This is a genomic window from Candidatus Binatia bacterium (assembly GCA_036563615.1).
In the GTDB taxonomy this organism is placed as follows: Bacteria; Desulfobacterota; Binatia; order UBA12015; family UBA12015; genus DATCMB01.
Genome location: DATCMB010000011.1, coordinates 15,579 through 40,552, shown reverse-complemented (window position 1 = coordinate 40,552; position 24,974 = coordinate 15,579). Strand labels below are relative to the sequence as shown.

The 24,974-nt window shown below is 71.6% G+C and carries 19 protein-coding genes; 12 read left to right on the top strand and 7 right to left on the bottom strand.

Features of this window, described 5'->3' with window-relative positions:
- Positions 1–31: 31 nt before the first annotated feature.
- Positions 32–1,555: a hypothetical protein gene (locus VIS07_09495; protein HEY8515734.1), complete on the top strand. Its 1,524-nt coding sequence runs from the start codon at positions 32–34 to the stop codon at positions 1,553–1,555.
- 173 nt (positions 1,556–1,728) lie between these two features.
- Here VIS07_09495 and VIS07_09490 read toward each other — a convergent pair whose 3' ends face one another.
- The 5 genes from VIS07_09490 to VIS07_09470 are packed head-to-tail and all read right to left on the bottom strand — an operon-like array spanning position 1,729 to position 5,656.
- Positions 1,729–3,747, bottom strand: a complete 2,019-nt coding sequence (locus VIS07_09490; GenBank protein HEY8515733.1) for a hypothetical protein — start codon at positions 3,745–3,747, stop codon at positions 1,729–1,731.
- Between the two features lie 3 nt (positions 3,748–3,750).
- Positions 3,751–4,200, bottom strand: coding sequence for a putative lipoprotein (locus VIS07_09485; GenBank protein ID HEY8515732.1), 450 nt, complete (start codon positions 4,198–4,200; stop codon positions 3,751–3,753).
- Positions 4,201–4,243: 43 nt separating this feature from the next.
- On the bottom strand, positions 4,244–4,531 hold the full coding sequence (locus VIS07_09480) for a hypothetical protein (protein ID HEY8515731.1): 288 nt from the start codon (positions 4,529–4,531) through the stop codon (positions 4,244–4,246).
- Positions 4,521–5,150 (bottom strand): hypothetical protein, encoded by a 630-nt coding sequence (locus VIS07_09475; GenBank protein HEY8515730.1) that lies wholly within the window; start codon positions 5,148–5,150, stop codon positions 4,521–4,523. Before VIS07_09475 ends, VIS07_09480 begins: the two co-directional genes overlap by 11 nt.
- 59 nt (positions 5,151–5,209) lie before the next feature.
- Positions 5,210–5,656, bottom strand: a complete 447-nt coding sequence (locus tag VIS07_09470) for a spore germination protein GerW family protein (protein ID HEY8515729.1) — start codon at positions 5,654–5,656, stop codon at positions 5,210–5,212.
- Between the two features lie 114 nt (positions 5,657–5,770).
- Between VIS07_09470 and VIS07_09465 the strand changes: the two genes are divergently transcribed.
- From VIS07_09465 to VIS07_09450, 4 genes are all read left to right on the top strand, one after another.
- Positions 5,771–6,994, top strand: coding sequence for an AI-2E family transporter (locus tag VIS07_09465; protein ID HEY8515728.1), 1,224 nt, complete (start codon positions 5,771–5,773; stop codon positions 6,992–6,994).
- Positions 6,981–7,301 carry a DUF167 domain-containing protein gene (locus tag VIS07_09460; GenBank protein HEY8515727.1) on the top strand — a complete coding sequence of 107 codons (321 nt, stop codon included), beginning with the start codon at positions 6,981–6,983 and terminating at the stop codon, positions 7,299–7,301. Before VIS07_09465 ends, VIS07_09460 begins: the two co-directional genes overlap by 14 nt.
- Positions 7,302–7,556: 255 nt before the next feature.
- Positions 7,557–10,730 carry an adenylate/guanylate cyclase domain-containing protein gene (locus tag VIS07_09455; GenBank protein HEY8515726.1) on the top strand — a complete coding sequence of 1,058 codons (3,174 nt, stop codon included), beginning with the start codon at positions 7,557–7,559 and terminating at the stop codon, positions 10,728–10,730.
- Positions 10,727–12,442, top strand: a complete 1,716-nt coding sequence (locus VIS07_09450; protein HEY8515725.1) for a sigma 54-interacting transcriptional regulator — start codon at positions 10,727–10,729, stop codon at positions 12,440–12,442. The genes VIS07_09455 and VIS07_09450 overlap by 4 nt, the downstream gene beginning before the upstream one ends.
- Positions 12,443–12,448: 6 nt before the next feature.
- Here the strand turns inward: VIS07_09450 and VIS07_09445 are convergent, their stop codons facing one another.
- Entirely contained in the window at positions 12,449–14,017 is a 1,569-nt protein-coding gene (locus VIS07_09445) for a mercuric reductase (GenBank protein HEY8515724.1), read from the bottom strand.
- Between the two features lie 299 nt (positions 14,018–14,316).
- On the opposite strand from VIS07_09445, the gene tal reads away from it, so the two are divergent.
- The 6 genes from tal to glk all read left to right on the top strand — a co-directional run bounded on the left by tal (position 14,317) and on the right by glk (position 22,698).
- Positions 14,317–15,465, top strand: coding sequence for a transaldolase (gene tal / locus VIS07_09440; protein HEY8515723.1), 1,149 nt, complete (start codon positions 14,317–14,319; stop codon positions 15,463–15,465).
- A gap of 148 nt (positions 15,466–15,613) precedes the next feature.
- Positions 15,614–17,920, top strand: a complete 2,307-nt coding sequence (gene tkt / locus VIS07_09435) for a transketolase (GenBank protein ID HEY8515722.1) — start codon at positions 15,614–15,616, stop codon at positions 17,918–17,920.
- 52 nt (positions 17,921–17,972) lie between these two features.
- A complete protein-coding gene (gene gnd / locus VIS07_09430) occupies positions 17,973–18,986 on the top strand; it encodes a decarboxylating 6-phosphogluconate dehydrogenase (protein ID HEY8515721.1) in 1,014 nt (337 codons plus the stop codon).
- A 45-nt stretch (positions 18,987–19,031) separates the two neighbouring features.
- Complete coding sequence (zwf, locus tag VIS07_09425) at positions 19,032–20,576, top strand: glucose-6-phosphate dehydrogenase (GenBank protein ID HEY8515720.1); 1,545 nt, start codon at positions 19,032–19,034, stop codon at positions 20,574–20,576.
- Positions 20,573–21,706, top strand: a complete 1,134-nt coding sequence (locus VIS07_09420) for a glucose-6-phosphate dehydrogenase assembly protein OpcA (GenBank protein HEY8515719.1) — start codon at positions 20,573–20,575, stop codon at positions 21,704–21,706. Before zwf ends, VIS07_09420 begins: the two co-directional genes overlap by 4 nt.
- Positions 21,703–22,698, top strand: coding sequence for a glucokinase (gene glk, locus VIS07_09415; protein ID HEY8515718.1), 996 nt, complete (start codon positions 21,703–21,705; stop codon positions 22,696–22,698). Before VIS07_09420 ends, glk begins: the two co-directional genes overlap by 4 nt.
- A 130-nt stretch (positions 22,699–22,828) precedes the next feature.
- On the opposite strand, the gene VIS07_09410 is transcribed toward glk, so the two are convergent.
- Positions 22,829–23,428, bottom strand: coding sequence for a chalcone isomerase family protein (locus VIS07_09410; protein ID HEY8515717.1), 600 nt, complete (start codon positions 23,426–23,428; stop codon positions 22,829–22,831).
- A 185-nt stretch (positions 23,429–23,613) separates the two neighbouring features.
- Here VIS07_09410 and VIS07_09405 point away from each other — a divergent pair, with 185 nt between their 5' ends.
- Positions 23,614–24,972, top strand: coding sequence for a PQQ-binding-like beta-propeller repeat protein (locus VIS07_09405; protein HEY8515716.1), 1,359 nt, complete (start codon positions 23,614–23,616; stop codon positions 24,970–24,972).
- Positions 24,973–24,974: the final 2 nt, after the last annotated feature.

Below are 24,974 nucleotides of genomic sequence, written 5' to 3'. Positions count from 1 at the left end.
TCAAGCAGCAACGAGCCCCAGGGAGTTGTGCATGAGGACCTCGCGATGGACCGCGGTGCTGGCTGGGATGGTGTTGGTGGGGATCGCAACACGCGTTCTCGCCGCCGGACCGCCGATCGAGGCGTACACCATCTTCGGTGAGAACGGCGTGATCATCGGCTTCGACTCCGACATCGTCGGCCTGGTGGGCGCTCGCAACGAGCATCCGGTCACCGGTGACGCCGTGCGCCTGCAGGGGCGGGCGACCATCGACGGCGACGTACGCAGCGGCGGCGACGTCAATCTACAAAATAATGCCGCGGTGTTCGGAACCGTCTACCGCGCGCCGGGAACGACCCTGTCGCTGGGCTCGAACTCGACCGTCGGCGGCGACGTGGTCGGCGATCCCATGTTGCCCGATCTGCCCGCACCGACGCCGTTCACCTGCCCGACCGGCGGCCAGAACTTCAGCGGCGGCAACAACCAGTCGCTGTCCCTCGGCCCGGGCACCTACGGCGCGCTCAGCTTCGGCGGCCGCTTCAACCTCACGCTCGACGGCGCGGGCGACTACTTCTTCCAGTCGATCAACGCCGGCAACGGCTCGACGCTGAGGGTGACGCAGTTCGGGACGCGCGTCTTCGTCTGCGGCGCGGCGCGCTGGGGCTCGGTCAACGTCACGGTCGCGAACGGCGGCGCGTGCGGCTTCCGCCTCGAGACGCACGCCACCGGCGCGAACGCCTTCCAGGCGGGCGGCAACTCGAACTGGATCGGCAACGTGTTCGCGCCGAACGGCGAGATCCACATCGGCTCGGGCGGCTCGCGGGGCACGTTCGTCGGTCAGCTGTTCGCGAACGGGATCGACATCGAGCACTCGATCGCGGGCATCGCGGACAACTGCGTGAACCCCCCGCCGCCTCCGCCGCCCGGTGAGGTCGGCAAGGACGCGACCATCCTGCACTTCCAGAAGAACCGCAACAACGGCGCGAACCTGACGCTGCGCGTGGAGCGGCAGATCCGCTCGCTGGTCGGCTTCGACGTGCGCAACGTCGACTTCGCGAACGTCACGAGCGCGCAGCTCGTCCTCACCATCTCGAACAACGGCTTCGACGTACCGCCGTTCTCGCCGCCCTCGGGCTGGCCCGCCGGCGGCGGCCCGGTGTACGCCGCGCGCCTCAACGACGGCTTCGAGGACTGGGCCGAGGGCAACGGCAACAACTACCCGGTGCCGAACAATCCCAAGGGCACCGGCTGGGGCGTCACCTGGAACTGCAGCACCGACACCAACATCGCGAACCAGAAGCCCGACTGCTTCGGCGTCGCCCGCTGGAAGACGGGCGGCAAGAAGGTGCAGGGGCCGGCGCGCGGTCCCGCGGTCGTCACCAACGATCTGCCCGACGGAACGCAGATCGTCATCGACGTCACCGAGGACGTGAAGGCCGGCCTCGGCCCGAATGACGAGCAGTTCATGACCTGGTTCATCTACAAGCCGGGTCCGGGCTCGGTGGCGTTCTACTCGCGCGAGGGTGCGGAGGCGGCCGGCAATCCGGCGCTCGCGCCGGCGCTGGTGATCCAGTAGCGCGACGGCTCGACGCGCTGCGGTAGCGAGGTCGTGCGGAGCGCGGTCCGGGGCGTTCGTCCCGGGCCGCGCTCCGTTACGCCTTCGGCGTCCGCGTCGCGTCGTGTCCGGACGCGTGCGACGTCGGCGCGAGCGCGACGTCCGCGAGAGCGCGGGCCCGGGCGAAGAGCGCGTCAGCCCTGCTCGCGGAGCGGCGCCGCGCCGGACGAGGAAGAAGCAGAAGGCGAAGCCGCGTCCGCCGCGAGCGGCTCCACGCGCGGCGTGCGCGGCACGTAGGCGAAGCTGCCCTTGCGCAAGCTCACGAACGCGAGCTCGGGCACGCTGAACAGCGCGCCGCGCAGGCCGGCGACCACCAGGTCCGTCTCGCCGGCGGGCAGCAGCGCCAATCCGACGGCGCCCGCGCCGAGGCCGGCGGCGAGGTTGAGCGCGCCGAACAGCGGCCGCAGCGGTCCCGCGTCGTCGGTGAAGAAGAGGAAGGCCGAGTCCTCGTCGTTCGGCTCGTAGACCGTCGAGGTCAGCACGTTCGACTCGCGCAGGAAGACCAGCAGGTCGTTCTCCTGGGCGTACATCTCCTCGAGCCGCGCGCGGCGGTAGGACGGCAGCTCGAGGCTGGCGGCGACGTCGTACTCGCTCGCGACCGCGCGCGCGGAGACGAACGGGATGAAGTGCAGACCCTCGTCCGGCGCGACGCAGCCGCCGAGGCGCGCGCGCGAGCCGGCGCAGCTCGGCGCGCGGAGTTCATTCGTGGACCGGACGTTGGCGACGCCGCCGTCGCCCTCGTCGTCGAGCGCCAAGGCGATCTCGCGGAAGATCTCCGACACGCAGTTGCGCCGCACGAGGTCGTAGGCGTAGACCTCGCGCAGCCGCGCCTCGTAGCGGGCGAGCGAGGCCTCGAGCGCCGCGAGACGCGCCCCGAGCTGCTCCTTCGACGCCGTCTCGAGCGTCGGTGCTTGACGGGGAGCGCTGCGCCCCGGCAGCAGCGGCCCCGGCGCGACGCGCAGGGGCGCGCCCGAGAGCGTCGCGTCGTGCAGCTCGAGGAAGCGGTTGGTCGCGGTCTCGAGCGCGGTGTACTTGGCCTCGGGAACCCCACCCGTCGCGACCAGCGCGCGGCGCGCGGCCGTGAGGTCCGCGCGGGCGTCGTCGAGCAGGGCGGGGAGGTGCTGCGCGTGGGCGCGCACGTGCTCCTCGGGCAGGACGGTCGCGTCCTCGGGGTAGGCGTCGAGGACGACGAGCTGCCCGCTCGCGATGCTGCGCGCGAGCGTCGCGAGCCGCGCCATGCCGAGCAGTAGCGCGACGCCCCAGTCCGGGCGGGACGACGCCGCGAGCGCGACGAGCTGCGTCTCGAGCTGACGCGCCCAGGCGTGCAGCGCCTCGATCTCGTCCGCGGCGAGCGCGGTCTCCGGGAGCGACGTCGCGCGTACGACGCGCGGCTCGAGCACCGCGCCGTGCTGCAGGACGTCGAGCGCCGCCTCGGCGGCGAGGAGCTCGATCGTGCGCTGCGCGAGCGACGGCGCGCTCGCCGGGTAGCGGTGTGGCGCGACGTCCTCGGGCGGTGCTGCGACCACCGGACGAAGCTCTGCGAGCGCGCGCCGGGTCTCGCGCGCGCGACGCGCGAGCAGGTCGCCGTGCTGCTCCTCGATTCGCGCACGCAGCGCGGCGAGCGTCGCACGGTCGAGCGCCGCGTCGTCGCACGCGGCGGCGTCCGCGTCGAGCGCGCTCGCAAACAGGCCCGCTCCCGGAACCGCGAGCACGGGCGGCGAGCCTGCGGCCTGCGCGGCGAGCAGATCGCGGTCGGCGCGCAGCGCGTCGAGCAGCGCGAACTGCTGCTCCTCGAGCAGGAAGCGATGGTTGAAGCGGCGGCGCAGCAGCGTCGCGGTCTCGGGCGCGACGCGCACGCGCTGCACGTGCACGTCGCGGTTCTGCAGGCCGCCGTAGACGTGCAGGAAGCCGTCCGCGTCGTCGCGGTGCAGCCGCAGCACGCCCTCGGGGTGGTACTGGAAGTGGTAGGTCTCGTCGCCGAAGCGGATCGCGGCGTGGCCGCCGCTCGCGCTGCCCTCGTTGGCCTCGACGTGCAGGTAGTCGAAGAACGCCGCAGGCTCGGAAGCCGCGAGCGACGGTGCAGCGAGCAGCGTCGCGCCGAGCGCTGCCGCGAGCAGCGTCGGAGCGCGCCGCGGCGCGCGAGACCAGCGCATCGATCAGGCCTGGCCGTCGTAGCCGCGCTGGATCTCGCGCCGGCGCTCGACGTCGCCGCCGGCGAGCGCGTCGCCGAGCGCGGTCGCACGCTCGCTCGACGCGGCGGCGCGCCGCAGACCCTCACCGATGCCGATCCAGGTGGCGGGCGTCGCCTGCCAGTCGGTGATGCCGTGACGGCGCGCCACCGCGGCGAGCCCGCGCTGGAAGCCCTCGACGTCGCCGTCGCCGCTCGCGTACGCGGCGGTGAAGTCGCGCACGTCCTCCTGGTAGAGCGACGCCGCGTGCTGGTTGCCGCTCGACGGCGAGCTGCTCTCGCTCGACTCGGAGATGCTCTTGCCGCTCGCCGACACCGAGTCCGAGATGCTGCGCGAGCTGTAGTAGAACGAGCACCCGCTCGCGACGACGCACGCCATCGCGAGCGCGACGAAGGAGCCTTCGATTCTCGTCTTCACGTTTGCCTCCGGCCACGCGCCGCGCGCGTGGTTCTCGAGTCGATCAACATCCCGATTCGTCGCCTGCTTCAAGACGGGCGCGCAGCTCGGCGACGAGCGTCGGCCGCGCGGCGAGCCAGGCGTCCCAGCTCGAGACGTCGTCGGGCAGGGGGACGAGCGGCGTCCAGCGGACGCCGTGCGCGTCGCGGATCAGCAGACCGACCGCCTGCGCTTCCGCCGTGTACGCGACCGCGCCGACCGACGAGGCGACCACGCGTACGACCGGCACCACGAGGGCGGCGCCGCAGCGCCGTGCCGCGCAGGCGAGCAGCCGCTCCTCCTCATGCCGCATGCAGCGGCGCTTCGCGCACTCGCTCATGGACCGCAAGCGCGCGGCGCCGCCGCCACTCGTGCACGAGCAGCACGCGGACGAGGCGCAGCGGACGCACGCGGGCTTCGAGCCTGAGATCGATCGCGAGCCAGCCCTCGAGCGTCCAGCGCGGGATGATGCGCACCGCGCGCTCGGGATCGGCGAGCGCCTGCAGCGCGCAGGCGAGGCCGTACGCCTGTCCGGTCTGCGCCGGGTCGTCGAGCGCGAGCTCGATCCAGCCGCGGGGGCGCTCGATGACGACGGCACGGGTCTGCAGCGCGCGCAGCGCAAGCGCGGCGTACTCCGCGAGACGTTGCGCTCGCTCGTGCACGGTCGTTCCGCGAGGTCGGCGTTTCTCGCGCGTGTCGCGCGGCGTCGCGCTCGCGTCGGCGGACGTCGTCGCGCGCGCGTCGTCGGACCGCGGCGGCTTCGACGGTGCAGCTTCGGGCGGCGTCGGCGTCACCGTCGAGGACGTCGGGCGTCGGCGCAGCGCGCGGCTCCCTCGCAGGACGCCGAGCGCACGCCAGCGGAAGCGCAGCTCGAAGCCGCGCTCGACGTCGCCGCGCACGCACAGCGCGAGCCGCACCGGCGGCAGCAGCAACAGGACGACGACGAGCGCGAGCGCGACGAGGATCGCGCCCGCGATGGCGAGCGCGCTGCTCAGGCCTGGTCCTGTTGCTTGCCCTGATCCTCGTTCTCGGCCCTGGCCGAGCCGTCGCGGTCGGAAGGCAGCGCGGCGCTCGCGGAGGACGCTTCGGGCAGCGGCAGGCCGAGCTGGCGCAGGACGCTCGGCAAGAGCTCGATCGCGCGCAGCACCGTCGCCGAGCGCGAATCCTTGAGCGACAGGAGCTGCGCTCGTCCCTCGCCGTCGACGACGATGAACGCCTGCGGATCGACCGACAACCCACCGCCGATGGCGCTCGACTCGACGCCCGACGGGGTCTCGTTGCGCGACCCCGCGGTGCCGGTGCCGAAGCCGAGCGTCACCTTGCTCACCGGGATGATCGTCGTGTCGCCGGAGCGGATCGGGGCGCCCACCACCGTCTCCGACGCCGAGATCTCCCGCATCCCGGCGAGCAGCGCCGTGATGATCTTGCTGACGTCCATGTGCCTTCCTCCTCCCCCATCGGCCGGGCGAGTGTGCCGCTTTACGACGCGGGTGGAAAGACCGACGCGCCCCGCGCTTTACGCCTGCGACGGCAGTCTCTAGAGTTCGACCGAATGGCACGGCTGCAGCGGACACGGCGCAACACGGTGCAGCGCCAAGGCCTCGTCTGGCTGCTGCTGCTCGGCGGCTTCCTGCTCTTCCTCTGGCTGCTGAGCCCGATCCTGCTGCCGTTCGTCCTCGGGATGGCGATCGCGTACTTCCTCGACCCGGTCGTCGACCAGCTGCAGCGCATCGGCATCTCGCGCGGCATCGCGGCGGCGATCATCATCATCGGCTTCTTCTTCGTCGGCACGCTGATCTTCGTCTTGCTGCTGCCGACGGTGCTCGAGCAGATCGCCGGCCTGATCACGCGCATGCCGGACTACTTCGTCGCGCTGTTCGACCTTGGACGCTCGCTGATCGAGCGCGCGCTCGCGTCGCTCGATCCGAGGGACGTCGAGCAGCTCAAGGCGCCGCTCGCGGCGGCCGTGCAGCGCGCCGCCGGGTTGCTCGCGACGTTGCTCAACGGCCTCGTCGACCGCGGCGTGCGCATCGTCAACGTCATCACGCTGCTGTCGATCACGCCGCTCGTCGCGTACTACCTGCTGCGCGACTGGCCGAAGGTCGTGGAGACGGTCGACAGCTGGCTGCCGCTCGAGCACGCGGAGACGATCCGCGCGCAGGCGCGGGCGATCGACAACGTGCTCGCCGGCTACGTCCGCGGCGTCGCGACCGTATGCTTGACGCTGGGCGCGTTCTACGCCGTGGCGCTGACGGCCGTCGGCCTCAACTTCGGCCTCACGATCGGGCTCCTCGCGGGCCTGATCTCGTTCATCCCGTACGTCGGGACGTTCGTCGGGCTCGTCACCTCGGTCGGCGTCGCGACGCTGCAGTTCTGGTCCGACTGGACCATGATCCTGGTGGTGTTCGGCATCTTCATGGCGGGGCAGGTGCTGACGGACTACGTGCTGACGCCGCGGCTCGTCGGCGATCGGATCGGGCTGCACCCCCTGTGGGTGATCTTCGCGCTGTTCGCGGGCGGCTCGCTGTTCGGCTTCCTCGGCATCCTGCTCGCGATGCCGGTCGCGGCGGCGATCGGCGTGCTCGCCCGCTTCGCGATCACCCAGTACAAGGAATCGAACCTCTACCTCGGCGAGGAGACGCCGGCCGAGGCGCGCGCGCAACGCGCCGCGGGCGAGGCGGCGCCGCTGCCGCGTCCCGCGCCGCAGGCGGAGACGCCGGCCGAGGACGCGCCGGCGGCTACCGGGCCGGCGACCGCGAAGCATGAGCTCGCCTGAGCTCGACGCGCGCCAGGTCGGCGACGGCGTGCGGATCAAGCTGCGCGTCGTGCCCGGGGCGAAGCGCGACGCGATCCTCGGCCTGCACGGCGACGCACTGCGGATCTCGGTGCGCGCCGCGCCCGAAAAGGGGCGCGCCAACGAGGCGGTCGAGCGTCTGCTGGCGCAAGCGCTCGACGTGCAGCCGTCGAGCGTCGAGCTCGTCCGCGGCACCTCGGGCCGCGACAAGATCGTGCACGTCCGCGGCATCGATCTGGCGACCGTGCGACAGCGGCTCGGCGCCGCGCAGAGCGCCGCCGACCGCTGAGCGGACGGCCACACGCGCCGCGCGAACCGCGCCACGCACGGACGCGCGCCGCCACGGCTTCGGCGCGGAATCCGTCATTCTTCCCACGCCTTCGCGGCCGGAAAGTGCTACTCTCGGCGCGGCGAAGTCGACGCCGAGGGCATGACTCCAGCAGAGCGCAGCACGGATTCGCCGGACGAATCCTTCGACCACTGCCTCGCGTGCGGCGCGGACAGCCCCGCCGGTGCGCGCTTCTGTCGCCGCTGCGGACGACCGATGGCGGCGCTCGCGGTCGAGCAGCAGGGCGGCGGGCGCTGCGACGTGCGCGGTCCGCTGCGCGCGGAGCACAAGCAGGTCACGGTGCTGTTCGCCGACGTGCAGGGCTCGATGGCGATCTCCGAGCGCCTCGATCCCGAAGAGTGGTACCGGATGATGGTCCGGCTCTTCGTGATCCTCGCCGAGAACGTGCAGCGCTTCGGCGGCGTCGTGAACCGCTTCACGGGCGACGGCATCATGGCGCTGTTCGGCGCGCCGGTCGCGCAGGAGGACCACGCGCAGCGCGCCTGCCACGCGGCGCTCGCGATGAAGCGGTCGCTCGCGAGCTACGCCGCCGAGCTGCGCGACTCGCGCGGCGTCGATCTCGGCGTGCGGATCGGCATCAACTCCGGCGACGTGGTCGCGGCGACGCTCGGCGGCGAGGGGCCGACCAACTACACCGCGCTCGGCCACACCGTGCACCTCGCGTCGGCGATGGAGCGGCTCGCTCAGCCGGGACGCGTGTTCCTCTCGGAGCGCACGGCGCGCCTCGTCGACGGCTACTTTCGCCTCGCCGACGTCGGCGAGCAGCGCGAGTGCGAGAACGGTCCGCCGCTGCGCGTCTACGAGCTGCTCGGCGCCGGCGCCTACCACACGCGCCTCGAGCGCTCGCGCTCGCGCGGGCTGTCGCGCTTCGTCGGACGCACCGCGGAGATGCACTTTCTCGAGCGCGGCCTCGAGGAGGCTCGCGCCGGTCGCGGCGCGATCATCGGCGTGCGCGGCGAGGTCGGCGTCGGCAAGAGCCGCCTCTGTCAGGAGTTCGTCGAGCGCTGTCGCGCCGAGCGCGTGCCGGTCTACCAGTGGCGCATCCTGTCGCATCTCCGCGGTACGCCGTTTTTGAGCTTGATTACCGAGCTGCGCCGCGTCTTCGACGTCCGCATCGAGGACGACAAGGAGGCGGCGCGGGCGCGCATCGAGGAGCGCCTGCGTGCGCTCGGCGAGGGCGCCGTCGGGCTCGCGCAGTTCGTGTCGGAGCTGCTCGGCGTCGGGGACCGCCCGAGCGAGTCCGAGTCGATCCAGGCGGAGCGGCTGAAGCCGCTGCTCACCGGCTTGACCGGCGCGCTCGGCGCCCGCGGGCCCGCGGTCCTGCTGGTCGAGGACCTGCAGTGGATCGACAGCGCGAGCGGCAAGCTGCTCGATGTCTTCCTCGAGACGGTCGCGGGGACCAACGTGCTCGTGGTCCTGAACTTCCGTCCGGAGTACCGCACGCGCGCGCCGCGGCTACCGTACTACCAGGAGCTCCAGCTCGCCCCGCTCGGTCCGCGCGCGACCTCCGAGCTGCTGCGCCACCTGCTCGGCGAGGACCCGTCGCTCGCCGAGCTGACCGCCGAGATCCGCGAGCGCACCCGCGGCAATCCTTTCTTCATCGAGGAGCTGGTCACGATGCTCGCCGAGGTCGGCGTGCTCGTCGGCGAGCGCGGCGCGTACGCGCTCGGACCGAACCGGACGTTGACCCAGCTGCCGTCGTCGCTGCAGGCGCTGCTCGAGTCGCGCATCGATCTTCTCGAGCCGCGCGAGAAGCGCGTGCTGCAGGCGGCGGCGGTGATCGGCAAGACGTTCTCCGTCGACCTGCTGCGCCGGGTGACGGGGCTCACTGCGGAAGAGCTCGCGGACTCGCTGCGCGAGCTGCGCGCCGCCGATTTCGTCACCTTCTGCGAGCCGCCCGAGGAGGGGCACTACACCTTCCGCCACCCGCTGATGCAGGAGGAGGCGTACTACTCGCAGGTCAGCGAGCAGCGCGCGGCGGTGCACGCGGAGGTCGCGCGCGCCTGCACCGAGGTCTACGCCGGACGGCTCGACGAGCGCGCGTCGCTCATCGCCCATCACTGGGAGAACGCCGGTGACCTCCTGGAGGCGGCGCGCTGGGGGCAGCGCGCGGCGACCTGGACGACGCGCCGCAATCTCGCCGAGGGTCTGCGGCGCTGGCGTGCGCTCGCGGCGCTGACCGAGCGCGCGACCGATTCGGAGGAGATTCGCAAGATCGGGATCAAGGCGCGCATCAAGGCGCTCGAGATCGGCGCGCGGCTCGGCATGTCGAGCAAGGAGTCGGCGCGTCTGTTCGCCGAGGCACGCGCGCTCGCCACGCGCGACGCCACCCCGCGCATGCTCGCGCTGCTGCACGCCGCGTACGGACAGGCGCGCGGCTTCATCGGCGAGATCGTCGAAGCGCTCGAGCTGCACCGCGAGGCAGCACGGCTCGCGGAGGCGACGGGCGACCCCGTCCTGACGGTGCGCCTGCGGATCAGCCTGACCTACGCGGCGATCACCGCGGGACGCTTCCGCGAAGCGCTCGCGCTCTGCGAACGCCTGCTCGAGGACGTCGCCCGCGGCATGCTGAGCCCGGAAAGCAGGGCGGTGGGTTATCTGCGCTTCATGCACGCCATGCTGTGCGTCGACATGGGACGTCCCGCGGAGGCGCGCGACGAGCTGCGCGCGGCGGCGGACATCGCGTGGCGCAACGCCGACGTCGAGCTGCTGTGCCAGGTGTACAGCTTCGATCCCGTGGTGACGCGCATGCTGGGCGACGATGCGGAGGAGGCCTTCCTGCGCGCGCAGCGTTCGGTCGAGCTCGCCGAGTACCTCGGCAGCCCGTTCGTGCGCGTGTTCGCGTACTGGGGCATCGCGGGCGCGCACTTGCTGCGGGGCGACGCGCGTAGCGCGGCGCGGATCCTGAACGGCGTGCTGCTGTTCGCGCGCGATCACGGCGTCGCGCTGCAGGGCGAGGCGGGCATCCTCGCCGACCTGGCGCTCGCGACCATCGTGCGCGGCGACGGCGCGGTCGCGCTGTCGATCGCGGAAGAGGCGATCGAGGTGGCGCGCAAGCGTGGTGTCGGGCTCTACGAGTGCATCGCGCAGCTCGCGCGCGTCTACGTCCTGCTCGAGACCAAGGGCGCCGCCGCGGCCGACGAGGTCGAGGTCGCGCTCGCGCGCGTGCACGAGCTGATCGCGGCGGACGGGCTGACGAGCTTCGACGCGGTCGTGCGGATGCACTGCGCGACGCTCGCTCGGCTCGAGGGTGACCACGTGCGCGCCGCGAACGAGCTGCGCGCGGCGCGCGATCTGTACGCGCGCATGGGCGCGACAGGCTGGGTGCGCCGACTCGAGCGACGCCTCGCGGAGGGCGCCGCCGCATGAAGCCGCAAGCGCAGTCGAGCGCGACGTCGGCGCCCGCGGGTCCGATCGAGGAATCGCGTCTGCGCCTGCTGTACGAGCTCGGCTGCACGTTCGCCGAGCGCACCGATCTCGACGAGCTGATCCCGCTCGTGGTCGCCAAGTGCCGCGAGGTGCTCGGCGCGCACGGCGCCGCCGTGCTGCTGCTCGACGAGACGACGAACGAGCTCTACTTCCCCTACGTCGCGCAGGAGCGCGCGTCGGTCGCGGAAGAGCTCCTGCGCACGCGCTTCCCGGCGCATCTCGGGCACGCCGGTGCGGTGCTGCGCTCGGGCAAGTCGCTGCGGCTCGACGACGCGTCGGCGGCGCCGCAGTTCTACCGCCAGATCGACCTCAAGACGCGCTCGCAGACGGGGCCGATGCTGACCGTCCCGCTCACCACGCGACAGGGACGCATCGGCGTGGTCCAGGTGGTGAACCAGCGCGGCGGACGGCGCTTCACGGACGCCGACCTGTGGTTCCTCGAGACGCTCGCGGCGAGCATCGCGGTCGCGATCGAGAACGCGCGGCTCTACGCGCGCATGCGCGAATCGCAGGAGACGCTGCGCGAGGAGGTCGCGACGCTGCGGCAGGACCTCGCGCTGCAGGAGCGCTTCCCCGACATCGTCGGCTCCGGAACGGCGATGCGCGAGGTGATCCGCCTGATGGAGCGCGCCGCGGCGTCGCCGATCACGGTGCTGATCCAGGGCGAGACCGGGACCGGCAAGGAGCTCGTCGCGCGCGGCATCCACCAGGCGAGCGCGCGCAGCCGCAGCAAGTTCTTGCCGATCAACTGCGGCGCGCTGCCGGAGCCGCTGCTCGAGAGCGAGCTCTTCGGCCACCGGCGCGGCGCGTTCACCGGCGCGCACCAGGACCACGTCGGGCTCTTCGAGGCCGCGGCCGGCGGCACCGTGCTGCTCGACGAGGTCGGCGACATGCCGCTCGCGATGCAGGTGAAGCTGCTGCGCGTGCTGCAGGAGCGCGAGATCGTTCCGGTCGGCGACACGCGCCCGCGCAAGGTCGACGTGCGGATCCTGTCGGCGACGCACCGCGATCTCGAGGCGCTGGTGCGCGAGGGACGCTTCCGCGAGGACCTCTACTACCGTCTCGCCGCCTTCCCGATCCGTCTGCCGCCGCTGCGCGAGCGCCGCGAGGACATCCCGGCGCTGGTCACGCACATCCTGAACAACGTGAGCGCGCGGTGCGAGCGCGAGGCGATCGGCATCGAGCCCGCCGCGCTCGACGCGCTGTGCGCCTTCGACTGGCCGGGCAACGTGCGCGAGCTGCAGAACGAGATCGAGCGCGCCGTGGCGCTGCTCGGCAGCGACGAGCGCATCGCGCTCGCGCATCTGTCGCCGAAGATCGTCGGCGCCGGGCGGCGTGCCTTCCCGGTGCCTTCCGCGGCCCCTGCGTCGCGCGCGGCGACCAGCGCGAACGTGTCGCAGACGTCCGACGGCAAGGCGTCGGCGCCGACTTCGCCAGCGGCCGCGACGCTCGCCGACGTCGCGGCGTGGAGCGCGCCGATCCAGCCGCTGCGCGTCGCGCGCGCGGAGTTCGAGGAGCGCTACATCGAGCAGGTGCTGCGCGAGCACGGCGGCAACATCTCGCGCGCCGCGGCGGCCCTCGGCCTCTCGCGCGCGATGCTGCACAGGCGGCTGCGGGCGATGCGCTCGCGCGAGACGCGGACCGACGCCTGAGCGCGCTCAGCGCGTCCAGCGCAGCCAGGCCGAGAACAGACGCTTCACGGTCGGCGTGAGGCGCGTGCGATTGTAGGCGTCGCCCGCCTTGCGGATCGCCTCCGCCTGGGTCGGGTAGGGGTGGATCACGTTGGCGAGCGTGCCGAGCCCGACCTTGCCGACCATGGCGGTCGTGATCTCGCTGATCATCTCGCCGGCGTGGCGCGCGACGATGGTCGCGCCGACGATCCGGTCGCTGCCCCGTGCGACGTGGATCTTGACGAAGCCGTCCTCCTCGCCGTCCGCGATCGCGCGGTCGACGTCGGCGAGGCGGACGACGAAGGTCGTCAGCGCGACGCCGCGCCGGCGCGCTTCCTCTTCGGTGAGCCCGACGTGGGCGATCTCCGGATCGGTGTAGGTGCACCACGGGATGGTGAGCGCCGAGAGCTTCTTGCGGCCGCGGAAGAGCGCGTTCTGGATCACGATGCGCGCCGCGAAGTCGGCGGCGTGCGTGAACTTGCGCTCCATGCAGACGTCGCCCGCCGCGAAGACGCGCGGGTTCGCGGTGCGCAGCTGGTCGTCGACGTGGACGCCGCGGCGCTCGTCCCACTCGATCCCGGCGCGCTCGAGGTCGAGGCCCTCGACGTTCGGCGCGCGTCCGACGCCGACGAGCACCTCGTCGACCGCGAGCTCGCCGCTGCGGTCGTCGGTCGCCCAGACGAGCACCTTGTCCGCACCGCGGCGGAGGACGCGGGTCACGCGCGCGCCGAGCAGGAGCTCGACGCCGTCGCGCGCGAGCGCGCGCTCGAGCACCTCGGCCGCATCCGGATCGTCGCGCGGCAGCAGGCGCGTGCGGTCGTGCAGCAGCGTCACCTCGGAGCCGAGGCGGCGAAGCGCCTGCGCGAGCTCGCAGCCGATCGGGCCGCCGCCGATCACCGCGAGGCGGCGCGGGCGCTCGGTGAGCGCGAACACGCTCTCGTTGGTCAGGTAGCCGACCTCGGCGAGCCCGGGAATCTCGGGCGCCGCGGCGCGCGCGCCGGTCGCGATCACCGCGTGCTTGAAGCGCAGCACCTTGCCGTCGACCTGCACCGCGTCTTCCGCGACGAAGCGCGCGCTGCCGAGGAAGACGTCGACGCCGAGCTCGTCGCGAAAGCGGCGCGCCGAGTCGTGCGGGCTGATGCGCGCGCGGATGCGGCGCAGCCGCTCCATCACCGCGGCGAAGTCGACCTCGGCGCCGGGCGGCACGCGCACGCCGAGCTCGCCCGCGGAGCGCAGGTCGGCGACCGCGCGCGACGAGCGGATCAGGCACTTCGACGGGACGCAGCCGACGTTCAGGCAGTCGCCGCCCATCAGATCGCGCTCGACGAGCGCGACCTTCGCGCCGAGCCCGGCGGCCCCCGCCGCGCAGACGAGCCCCGCGGTCCCCGCGCCGAGCACGACGAGGTTGTAGCGCCGCGCCGGCTGCGGATTGACCCAGTCCGACGGGTGGACGTTCGCCACCAGCTCGCGGTCGTGCGGATCGTCGAGGAGAAGCTGCGGTCCCCCGTGCGGGCGCGCATCCCCGCGGGCGCCGTGCGCGGTTGCGCCGTGGCTCATCACGTCCTCCTCCGCTGCTCGTTCCTTGAATATGGTCTCGAAGCCTGCCAGTTCTGGGGGTGTATCTCGGTCTCGCCGCGGACCGCGTGAGCGTATCACGGCCTTTGCTCTGCAACGCCACCGCGCCTTCGATGCCCGGCCGGGTCGTGCGTTGCGCGGCGGCGCTCGGCTCGGGCGTTTCGCGTTCGGTGCCGATGAACGGATCGATGACCTTCGCCGCCGAGTCGCCGAGCCGGCGTCGTGCGGACGAGCGATGAATTGCACGCGACGTCGATCGGCGAGCGCGTGAGGAGATCGCCATGAGCAACCCGTTGTTGGAGATTCGCAAGTACGGTCAGAGCATCTGGTACGACAACATCCGCCGCGGGATCATCACGTCGGGGCAGCTCCAGTCGATGATCGACAACGACGGGCTGCGGGGGATCACGTCGAATCCGGCGATCTTCGAGAAGGCGGTGGTCGAGAGCAGCGACTACCAGCACGCCATGAAGGCGCTCGTCCTGCAGGGCGTCGGCACCGCGGTCGACATCTACGAGCGCCTCGCGATCGAGGACATCTCGTGGGCGGCCGACATGCTCCATGGAGTGTACGACGAGAGCAACGGCCGCGACGGCTACGTGAGCTTCGAGGTGGCGCCCGCTCTGGCGAACGACACCAAGGGCACCGTCGAGTACGCGCGGCGTGTGCACCGCCTGATCGGCCGCGACAACGTCCTGATCAAGGTCCCGGGCACGCCCGAGGGCATGCCCGCGATCACGCAGCTGATCAGCGAGGGCATCAGCGTCAACGTCACGCTGCTGTTCTCGGTCGACGCCTACGAGGCGTGCGCCAACGCCTACATGGAAGGGCTCGAGCGCTACGCCGCGAGCGGACGTGATCCGGGCCGCGTCGCGAGCGTCGCGAGCTTCTTCATCAGCCGCATCGACACGCTGGTCGACGAGAAGCTCGAGAAGCTGCTCGAGACGACGACCGACGCCGCGAAGCGCAAGCAGATCGAGGGGCTGCTCGGCCGCGTCGCGGTGGCGAACGGCATCCTCGCCTACGAGCGTTACAAGCAGCTGATCGCGACCGACCGCTGGAAGGCGCTCGCCGCGAAGGGCGCGCAGACGCAGCGCGTGCTCTGGGCGAGCACCAGCACCAAGAACCCGAAGTACCCGAAGACCAAGTACGTCGACGAGCTCATCGCGCCCGACACCGTCAATACCATCCCCGAGGAGACCTTCGTCGAGTACCGCAAGAACGGCAAGCCGTCGCCGGGTCTCGCCGAGGGCTGGGAGCGTCACCTGGCGAACGCGCGCGAGGTGATGTCGACCCTCGACGCGGTCGGGATCTCGATGAAGGACGTCACCGATCAGCTCCTGCGCGAGGGCATCAAGAAGTTCATCGACCCGTTCGACAAGCTGATCGCCACGATCGAGAGCAAGCGACGCATGCTGCAGGCGGCGTAGCGACGCGCGCGCGATCGGGTGCGCTGATGGCCGCCAGGCGGCGGGGGAGAGAGGCGAGATGGCACGGACGACGAGCGCGACGCGTGGGGGCGGTGCACGCGTGGACGAAGTGAAACCATCGGCGGGGCACGAAGCGGCGGTCGAGCGCGTGCGCGCGGCGAGCGAGCCGGTCAAGGAAGCGCCGTCGATCGACCTGCTCGCGATCAACACAATCCGCACGCTGTCGATGGACGCGGTGCAGGCCGCGAACTCGGGACATCCCGGCACCCCGATGGCGCTCGCGCCGGTGGCGTACACGCTCTGGCAGCGCTTCCTGCGCTACGACCCGAACGACCCGATCTGGCCGAATCGCGACCGCTTCGTGCTGTCGAACGGCCACGCGTCGATGCTGCTGTACTCGCTGCTGCACCTCGCCGGCGTGAAGGCGGTGAACGCGCAGTACGAGACGGTCGGCAAGCCGGCGGTGACGCTCGACGACATCAAGCGCTTCCGCCAGCTCGACTCGAAGTGCCCGGGGCATCCGGAGTACCGCTGGACGTCGGGCGTCGAGACCACGACCGGGCCGCTCGGCCAGGGTGTGGCCACCAGCGTCGGCATGGCGATCGCCGGCAAGTGGATGGCGAGCTACTTCAACCGGCCCGGCTACACGATGTTCGACTACGACGTGTACGCCATCTGCGGCGACGGCTGCCTGATGGAGGGCATCTCGAACGAGGCCGCGTCGCTCGCCGGGCACCTCGCGCTGTCGAACCTCTGCTGGATCTACGACAACAACCACATCACGATCGAAGGCCACACGGCGCTCGCCTTCAGCGAGGACGTCGCGACGCGCTTCGTCGGGCTGGGCTGGAACGTCACCCGCGTCGGCGACGCGAACGACGTCGAGATGCTCACGCGCGCCCTCGAGGTCTTCAAGCAGACCAACGACCGCCCGACGCTGATCATCGTCGACAGCCACATCGGCTACGGCGCGCCGAACAAGCAGGACACCTCGGCGGCGCACGGCGAGCCGCTCGGGGAGGACGAGATCCGGCTCGCGAAGCGCAACTACGGCTGGCCGGAGGACGCGAAGTTCCTGATCCCGAAGGGCGTGCGCGAGGCCTTCGCCGCGGGCGTCGGCAAGCGCGGCGGTGAGCTGCGCAAGCAGTGGATGGAGTCCTTCAAGCGCTACAAGAAGGACTATCCCGAGCTCGCCGACCAGCTCTACCGCATGCAGCACCGTCAGCTGCCCGAGGGCTGGGACAAGAACCTGCCGACGTTTCCGGCCGATCCGAAGGGGCTCGCGAGCCGCGACTCGTCGGGCAAGGTGCTGAACGCGGTCGCGCAGTCGGTGCCGTGGCTGATCGGCGGCGCCGCGGACCTGGCGCCGTCGACCAAGACGCGCCTCACCTTCGAGGGCGCCGGCGACTTCGAGGCCGGCTCCTACGGCGGACGCAACCTCCACTTCGGCATCCGCGAGCACGCGATGGGCGCGATCCTGAACGGCATGGCGCTCTCCAAGGTGCGGCCGTTCGGCTCCGGCTTCTTCATCTTCTCGGACTACGGACGTCCCGCGCTGCGCCTCGCGGCGCTGATGGAGATCCCGGTCATCTACGTCTTCACGCACGACTCGATCGGGCTCGGCGAGGACGGTCCGACGCACCAGCCGGTCGAGCAGCTGCCGTCGCTGCGCGCGATCCCGGGTCTGATCACGATCCGGCCGTGCGACGCGAACGAGGTCACCGAGGCGTGGCGCGTGATCATGAAGCTGCGTCACGAGCCGGCGGCGCTCGTCCTGTCGCGCCAGGCGCTGCCGACGCTCGACCGCACGAAGTACGCGTCGCCGAAGGGGCTCGCGCAGGGCGCCTACGTGCTCGCGGACGCGCCGGGCGGCAAGCCCGAGGTGCTGTTGATCGCGAGCGGCAGCGAGGTCGCGCTGTGCGTCGAGGCGTACGAGCAGCTGATCGCGCGCGGCGTCGGGGCGCGCGTCGTCAGCATGCCGTCGTGGGAGCTCTTCGAGCGTCAACCGCAGAAGTACCGCGACAAGGTGCTGCCGCCCGACGTGACGGCGCGGGTCGCAGTCGAGCAGGCGTCGACGTTCGGCTGGGAGCGCTACATCGGTCCGACGGGGCACGCGATCGGCATGACGACGTTCGGCGCGTCGGCGCCGATCAAGGACCTGATGCGGAAGTTCGGCTTCACGCCGGAGAACGTGGTCGCGGCGGCGCTGAAGCAGCTCGGACGCGGCGCGCGCGGCCAGCGTGCTGCGAGCGTCAAGCGACCGAGCGTGTCGGTCGGCACGAAGCGAGCGAGCACGCCTGCGGCCGCGAAGCGGGCGAGCGCGTCCGCCAGCGTGAAGCGTGCCGGCGCCTCGGCGAGCGCCGGACGGCCGGCGGCCAAGGGACGCAAGACGGCGCGCGCGGCGGCGAAGGCCACCCCGCGCAAGCGAGCCACGACGCGGCGGAAGCGGCGGTGAAGGCATCGGCCGCGTCGGCGGCCTTCAGGCGTTCGCGGAGAAGGAGGACAGCGTGCAGCTGGGCATGATCGGTCTCGGACGGATGGGCTTCAACATCGTCAAGCGCCTGATGCGCGCCGGGCACACCTGCGTCGTCTACGACCAGAACCAGAAGGCGGTCGCCGACCTGGTGAAGGAAGGAGCGACCGGGGCCGCGAACCTCGACGAGTTCGTGCAGAAGCTCGAGAAGCCGCGCGCCGCGTGGATCATGGTGCCTGCCGCGGTCACCGACACCGTGATCAACGAGCTCGCGCCGCGGCTCGAGCAGGGCGACATCATCATCGACGGCGGCAACTCGTACTTCCGTGACGACCGCCGGCGCGCCAAGGAGCTCCTGCCGAAGGGCATCCACTACATCGACTGCGGGACGAGCGGCGGCGTCTGGGGCCTCGAGCGCGGCTACTGCTTGATGATCGGCGGCGAGCCCGAGCCCGTCAAGCATCTCGATCCGATCTTCAAGGCGATCGCGCCCGGACGCGGCAACATCGAGCGCACGCCCGGCGCGGAGAAGCTCGGCACGGCGGAGGAGGGCTACCTGCACTGCGGACCCGCGGGGGCCGGGCACTTCGTCAAGATGGTGCACAACGGCATCGAGTACGGGCTGATGGCCGCGTACGCCGAGGGCTTCGACATCCTGAAGAACGCGGACATCGACACGCGCCCGACGTCGGTCGACGCCGAGACGGCGCCGCGCATGAACCACGACCTCGACTACAAGATCAACGTCGCGGCGGTCGCCGAGGTGTGGCGGCGCGGCAGCGTGGTCGCGTCGTGGCTGCTCGACCTCGCCGCGCGCGCGCTCGCCGAGAGCCCGGGGCTCGAGGAGTTCAGCGGTCGCGTGTCGGACTCGGGCGAGGGACGCTGGACGATCATGGCGGCGATCGAGGAGGCCGTGCCGTGCGAGGTGCTGACCTCGGCGCTGTACGCGCGCTTCCGCTCGCGCCAGGACCACACGTTCGCCGAGAAGATCTGCTCCGCGATGCGCTTCCAGTTCGGCGGTCACCTCGAGCGACCGTCCGGCGGCTGACCGGCACGGAGGGCGAAGCGGCCCACGACCGGGCCGGGAGGCAACATGGTCGACGTCCTGGAACAGAATCCTCTGGCGGCCGGCCTGGGCCGCGTCTCGGTGCCGCAGCCCAACACGCTGGTGATCTTCGGCGCCGCGGGCGATCTCACGCGGCGCAAGCTCCTGCCGGCGGTCTACAACCTGGCGCTCGACGGCCTGTTGCCGGCGAGCTTCGCGGTGGTCGGCTTCACGCGGCGCGACATGGACGACGCGTCGTTCCGCACCTTCGGACGCGAGGCGGTCGCCAAGTACTCGCGCCGCCCGCTCGAGACGAGCCACTGGTCGGACTTCGAGCAGGGGCTCTTCCACGCCAAGGGCAACCTCGACGACCCCGAGGGCTACGCGACGCTGCGCCGCAAGCTCGAGGAGGTCGACGCCGCGCGCGGCATCCCCGGCAACCGGATCTACTACCTGTCGGTGCCGCCCAGCATGATCGCGACCTGCGTCGACCAGCTGAGCGCGGCGGGGCTCGTGCAGCCGCTCGAGCCGGGCAAGCCGTTCACGCGCATCATCGTCGAGAAGCCGATCGGCCACGACCTCGCGAGCGCGCGCAAGATCAACGACGACGTCGCGCGCGTGTTCGACGAGCGTCAGGTGTTCCGCATCGACCACTACCTCGGCAAGGAGACGGTGCAGAACATCCTGGTGCTGCGGTTCGCGAACTCGATCTTCGAGCCGCTGTGGAACCAGAAGTACATCGACCACGTGCAGATCACGGTCGCGGAGGAGGAGGGCGTCGGGACGCGCGCCGGCTACTACGAGGAAGCGGGCGCGCTGCGCGACATGATGCAGAACCACATCCTGCAGCTCCTTTGCTTGACGGCGATGGAGCCGCCGTTCTCGATGTCGGCCGACGTCGTGCGCGATCAGAAGATGGGCGTCCTGAACTGCCTGCGGCCGATCCGGCCCGAGGAGGTCGGGCAGCACGTCGTGCGCGCGCAGTACGGACCGGGCTTCCACCACGGCGAGGAGGTCCCCGGCTACCGGCGCGAGCCCAACGTCCGACCCGACTCGACCACCGAGACCTACGTCGCCATCAAGGCGTGGATCGACAACTGGCGCTGGGCGGGCGTTCCGTTCTACCTGCGCACCGGCAAGCGCATGCCGAAGCGCGCGAGCGAGATCGCGATCCAGTTCAAGCCCGTGCCGTCGATCCTGTTCAACACGGACGCCAGCGCGCCGCTCGAGCCCGACGTGCTGGTGCTGCGCATCCAGCCCGACGAGGGGCTGTCGCTGCGCATCGCCACCAAGATGCCTGGGCCGCGGGTGCGGATCTATCCCGTCAAGATGGATTTCCGCTACGGAGCGACCTTCGGTGACCAGTCGCCCGAGGCCTACGAGCGGCTGCTGCTCGACGTCATGGCGGGCGACGCGACGCTGTTCATGCGCCGCGACGCGGTCGAGGCGTCTTGGGCCTGGGTGACGTCGATCCTCGACGCCTGGCAGGAGAGCGGCGCGAAGTGGCTGCCGGAGTACCCGGCCGGCACGTGGGGCCCGGTCGAGGCGGAGCGCCTGATCCAGGACGACGGCCGCGAGTGGAGAACGCTGTGAGCGAGCCCGCGCCCAGCGTCGACGCGGCCGGCTTCACCGCGTACCCGGCGAAGCCCGTCGACATCGAGCAGATCGAGCGCGAGCTGACCGCGATGTGGAGCGAGCCGCCGGCCGGCGCGGACGCCGCGCCGGTGACGCGCGCCTGCATGTCGAACCTGATCGTCTTCGCGCCGGATCGCGACGCCGCCTCGCGCCTCGGCGACGAGATCGTCCCGCTCGTCGAGCACCACCCGTCGCGCGTCCTGATGCTGGTCGTCGACCCGGCGAAGGACGGAGACCAGGTCGAGGCGTACGTCTCGGCGCTCTGCCACCTCGGCGACGGCGGACGTCAGGTATGCTCCGAGCACGTCGTGATCACGTCGTCCGACCGGATGCTGCGCCGCCTGCCGTCGGTCGTGCGGCCGCTGATCCTGGGCGACCTGCCGACGGCGCTCTGGTGGACGGGCGCGACGCCGCCGTCGCGCGGCGGAGAGCTGTTCCGCGAGCTCGCCGAGGTCGCGAGCCAGGTGATCTTCGACAGCCTCGAGTGGGACGATCAGGAGCGCGCCTTCGTCGACACCGCGACGTGGTCCGCGGGCGTGCCGCGCGGCAACGGCGTCTCGGACCTCGCCTGGACGCGTCTCGGACCGTGGCGGAGCCTCGTCAGCCAGGCGCTCGATCCCGCGGTCGCGCCGGGCGCGCTCGACACGCTGCTCGAGGTCGAGGTCGAGCACGGCGCGCGGACCGGTCCGCAGGCGTGGCTGCTCGTCGGCTGGCTCGCCGATCGGTTGCGCTGGAAGGTGCAGAGCGCGCGGCGGCTCGGGCCGCGCCGCTTCGAGTGGATCTTCACCACGCGCACCCCCATCGAGGTGCGCGCGGTGACGCGGCCGGGCGACGCGGACCCGCCCGACGCGTTCGCGACCCGGCTGTGCTGGGGCAAGCAACAGGACCCGACCGAGGTGCGCGTCGTGTGCCACGGCGGCGAGCGGATCGCGATCGCGTCGCGCGGCACGCCGACGCACGGCGTGATCGTGCCGTCGCGCAGCCGCGCGGCGATGGTCGCACAGGAGATGGCCGACCTCGGCCACGACGCGGTCTACCGCTCGAGCCTGGAGATCGCGCGCCGTCTGGTCGACGAGGTGAACGCTTGAGCACGACGGAAACCATCCTCGCCGGCGATCTCGGCGGGACCAAGACGCTGCTCGCGCTGTTCCGCGAGCGTCAGGAGCGCTTCGCGCTGATCCGGGAGAAGAGCTTCCCGAGCCGCGCGCACGAGAACTTCGAGGAGATCCTCGACGCGTTTCTCGCCGAGGGGCCGCCCGAGAAGATCGACGCGGCGTGCTTCGACGTCGCGGGGCCCGTGTTCGAAGGGCGCGTCCGCACCACCAACCTGCCGTGGACGCTCGACGAGCGCCTGCTCGCCGACAAGCTCGGCACGCCGCGCGTCAAGCTGCTGAACGACCTCGAGGCGACGGCGTACGGCATGCTGTCGCTGCCGGCGGACGATCTGGTGGTGCTGCACCCGGGGCGCACCCCGGCGCGCAAGGGGCACATCGCGGTCATCGCCGCCGGCACCGGGCTCGGCGAGGCCTACCTGTTCTTCGACGGTGCCCAGCACCACCCGATGGCGTCGGAGGGCGGGCACGCGGACTTCGCGCCGCGCAACGACCTCGAGATCGGGCTGCTGCGCTACCTGCGCGACAAGCACAGGGACCACGTCAGCTACGAGCGCGTGCTCTCCGGCCCCGGTCTGCACTCGATCTACGAGTTCCTACGCGACACCGGGTTCGCGCCCGCGCCCGACTGGCTCGAGCAGCAGATCGCGACGGGCGATCCGGGAGCGGCGATCTCCGAGGCGGCGCTGACGCGCAACGAGCCGCTCGCGAGCAAGGCGCTCGACATGTTCTGCGAGCTCTACGGCGCGGAGGCCGGCAACATGGCGCTGCGCGCGCTCACCTACGGTGGCGTCTACGTCGGCGGCGGGATCGCGCCGAAGATCCTGCCGCGCCTGCGCGAGGTCTTCCCGCGCGGCTACCTCGACAAGGGACGCTTCCGGCACGTGGTCGAGGAGATCCCCGTGCACGTCGCCCTCGAGCCGCGGACGGCGCTGCTCGGCGCCGCGCACTACGCGCTGCGGCTGTAATCGGGGCACGCAAACGCAGACGCCGACGAGGCTCGCCCCGAACAGCGAGAAACGGGAAGCGTCGCCGCGTCACGGGCTCGCCGCGGAGCGCCGCAAGGAAGTCGCTGCGCGGCCGAAGCGCGCGCGGCGCTCAGCTGCCGCCGCCGAGCAGACCCTCCTTGAGGCTCGCGTCCGCGGGCTCGGGCCCGAGCCAGATGCCCCACAGCGCCTTCATGAAGTCCGCGCCCGGGATGGTGCCCTTGTTGGCGCCGCCGATCGTCACCGTCGTGCCCTCGCCGGGCACGTAGTCGAAGCTCACCTGCGAGCCCTCGGTGAGGGGCTGCGTGAAGAAGCCCGAGAACTGGTCGATCTGCGGCTGGAGCGCGGGCGACCCGGTGTGCTCGAAGCCTTCCTTCATCGCGTCGACCATCTCGTCGTGCGAGACCTCGCGCAGGAACTGCAGCAGCATCCGCTTGGGCTGGTCGCTGTCGATCGCGACCGAGGCGTCGCGCGTCGTCTGCTCGAGGTAGAGACCGGCGACGTAGACCTTGACGAACACGTACGCCACGCGGACGCCCATCCCGTTGAGCTTGACGGTCTTGCCGCCGACCGTCGCGGTGTCGGGGAAGGTCACGCCTTGGAGCGTCGCGGCGCGGGCCGAGTCCGGAATCGGGACGGCGATGGCCAGCGCGAACGCGAGGGCGAGGGCGGCGACGGCGCGCGCCGTGAGCGAGCTCGAACGTGTCTTCATGGCATCCTCCCGGGACCTCTCGGGTCCACCGAGTCGGTCTACTGCAACCCGCACCCTTGCCAGCTTCTCGCAGCGGCGCAACGGGTTGCGGGGTGCGTGGCGAAATTCCTGCCGAGATTTCGGACACGTCGCGGCACCGCCTTTGCAACCGTCCAGCGGTCGGCAAAGAGCCGGAGGAGGAGATCGTGCAGCAAGGAATCGGCTGGGGACTCTCGCGGTGGGGCCATGCGCTGCTGGGGGCGCTCGTGGCGCTCGCGTCTCTCGTGGAGGCGCAGAGCGTCGGCGCCGCACCGCGCTGCTCCCGCGAGGAGCAGAACAACGTCTGCATCGACGCGAACCCGAACTGCCCCGCGACTCCGGGGCCCTTCGGCATCGCGGCGGGCTCGTGGCCGGTCTACCAGCAGAACGTGCAGCACACCGGGCAGAGCCCGTTCAACGGTCCGACGTGCAGCAACCTCGTCTGGGAGACCAAGCTGAAGGGGCAGGTGCTGAGCGCGCTCGCGCTCGCGCCGGGCAACACCGGTGAGCCCGAGACGCTCTTCGTCCCCGTCGGCAAGGCGCCGATCTGCGCGGTCGACCCGAACACCGGAGCCGAGCTCTGGTGCAAGACCAACGAGATCGGCAAGCGCCCGGATCGCTCCGCGCCGGTGATCGGCAATGGCAGCTACGCCTTCATCGGCACGCGCGACAACGACATGTGGGCGATCAACGTGCCGCCGCTCGGATCGTCGTCGGCGACCGTCGCGTGGCGGCAGAAGGTCTGCACCGACGGCGACATCACCGTGCCGCCGATCATCGGCAACGACGGCTTGATCTACATGGCGTCGGACTCGCTCAGCGCGGGCACCTTGATCGCGATGTGCCCAGGCCCGGTGCGCCAGCCGAAGTGGTGCCTGAACCCGGTCGGGGGCGGCATCCGCAACGCGTCGCCGGCGCTCAGCCCGTCGGGCAACGTGCTCTACGTCGTGATCGGCGGCGGCGCGCTCGGCGCGTTCGATCCGCAGACCGGCGCCGAGCTGTGGCGCGTGCAGCTCGAGCCGAAGCGCAGCATCGGACGCAACGAGAACCTTGCACCGGTCGTGCACCCGACGACGGGCCAGATCTACGTCGGCCTGCGCAAGGGGCTCTACGTGGTCAACCCGCCGGTCTCGCCCGGCGGCCAGCCGACCTCGACGCTGCTGTTCGCGATCCCGAAGGGCTACCGCATGGCGCCGCCGGCGCTCGACGTGCCGCGCAACACGATCGTCTTCGGGGTGTCGAAAGGCCTCAAGAACACGATCTACGCGATCGGCTTGAACGGCGCCGTCAAGTGGCAACGCAGCGACCTCGGGCGCGGGCGCTTCCAGAACAACCCGCCGGTGATCGACGCGTCGGGCCGCATCTACCTGGCGCTGCGTCGCACGCTGATCGCGCTCGACGTGAACGGCGGCGACCTGTGGCGCCGTGACGTGCAGGGCCAGCTCAACGGCTCGCCGATCCTCGCGGCGGGGCGGCTCTACGTCGGCACGACCGCGGGCCGGGTGTACGCGATCGGCGGCTGCTGAGA

Coding starts and splice junctions, on each gene's coding strand:
- VIS07_09495 (HEY8515734.1), top strand. CDS start 32: ATGAGGACCTCGCGATGGACCGCGGTGCTGGCTGGGATGGTGTTGGTG.
- VIS07_09490 (HEY8515733.1), bottom strand. CDS start 3,747: ATGCGCTGGTCTCGCGCGCCGCGGCGCGCTCCGACGCTGCTCGCGGCA.
- VIS07_09480 (HEY8515731.1), bottom strand. CDS start 4,531: ATGCGGCATGAGGAGGAGCGGCTGCTCGCCTGCGCGGCACGGCGCTGC.
- VIS07_09470 (HEY8515729.1), bottom strand. CDS start 5,656: ATGGACGTCAGCAAGATCATCACGGCGCTGCTCGCCGGGATGCGGGAG.
- VIS07_09465 (HEY8515728.1), top strand. CDS start 5,771: ATGGCACGGCTGCAGCGGACACGGCGCAACACGGTGCAGCGCCAAGGC.
- VIS07_09460 (HEY8515727.1), top strand. CDS start 6,981: ATGAGCTCGCCTGAGCTCGACGCGCGCCAGGTCGGCGACGGCGTGCGG.
- VIS07_09455 (HEY8515726.1), top strand. CDS start 7,557: ATGGCGGCGCTCGCGGTCGAGCAGCAGGGCGGCGGGCGCTGCGACGTG.
- VIS07_09450 (HEY8515725.1), top strand. CDS start 10,727: ATGAAGCCGCAAGCGCAGTCGAGCGCGACGTCGGCGCCCGCGGGTCCG.
- VIS07_09445 (HEY8515724.1), bottom strand. CDS start 14,017: ATGAGCCACGGCGCAACCGCGCACGGCGCCCGCGGGGATGCGCGCCCG.
- tal (HEY8515723.1), top strand. CDS start 14,317: ATGAGCAACCCGTTGTTGGAGATTCGCAAGTACGGTCAGAGCATCTGG.
- zwf (HEY8515720.1), top strand. CDS start 19,032: ATGGTCGACGTCCTGGAACAGAATCCTCTGGCGGCCGGCCTGGGCCGC.
- VIS07_09410 (HEY8515717.1), bottom strand. CDS start 23,428: ATGAAGACACGTTCGAGCTCGCTCACGGCGCGCGCCGTCGCCGCCCTC.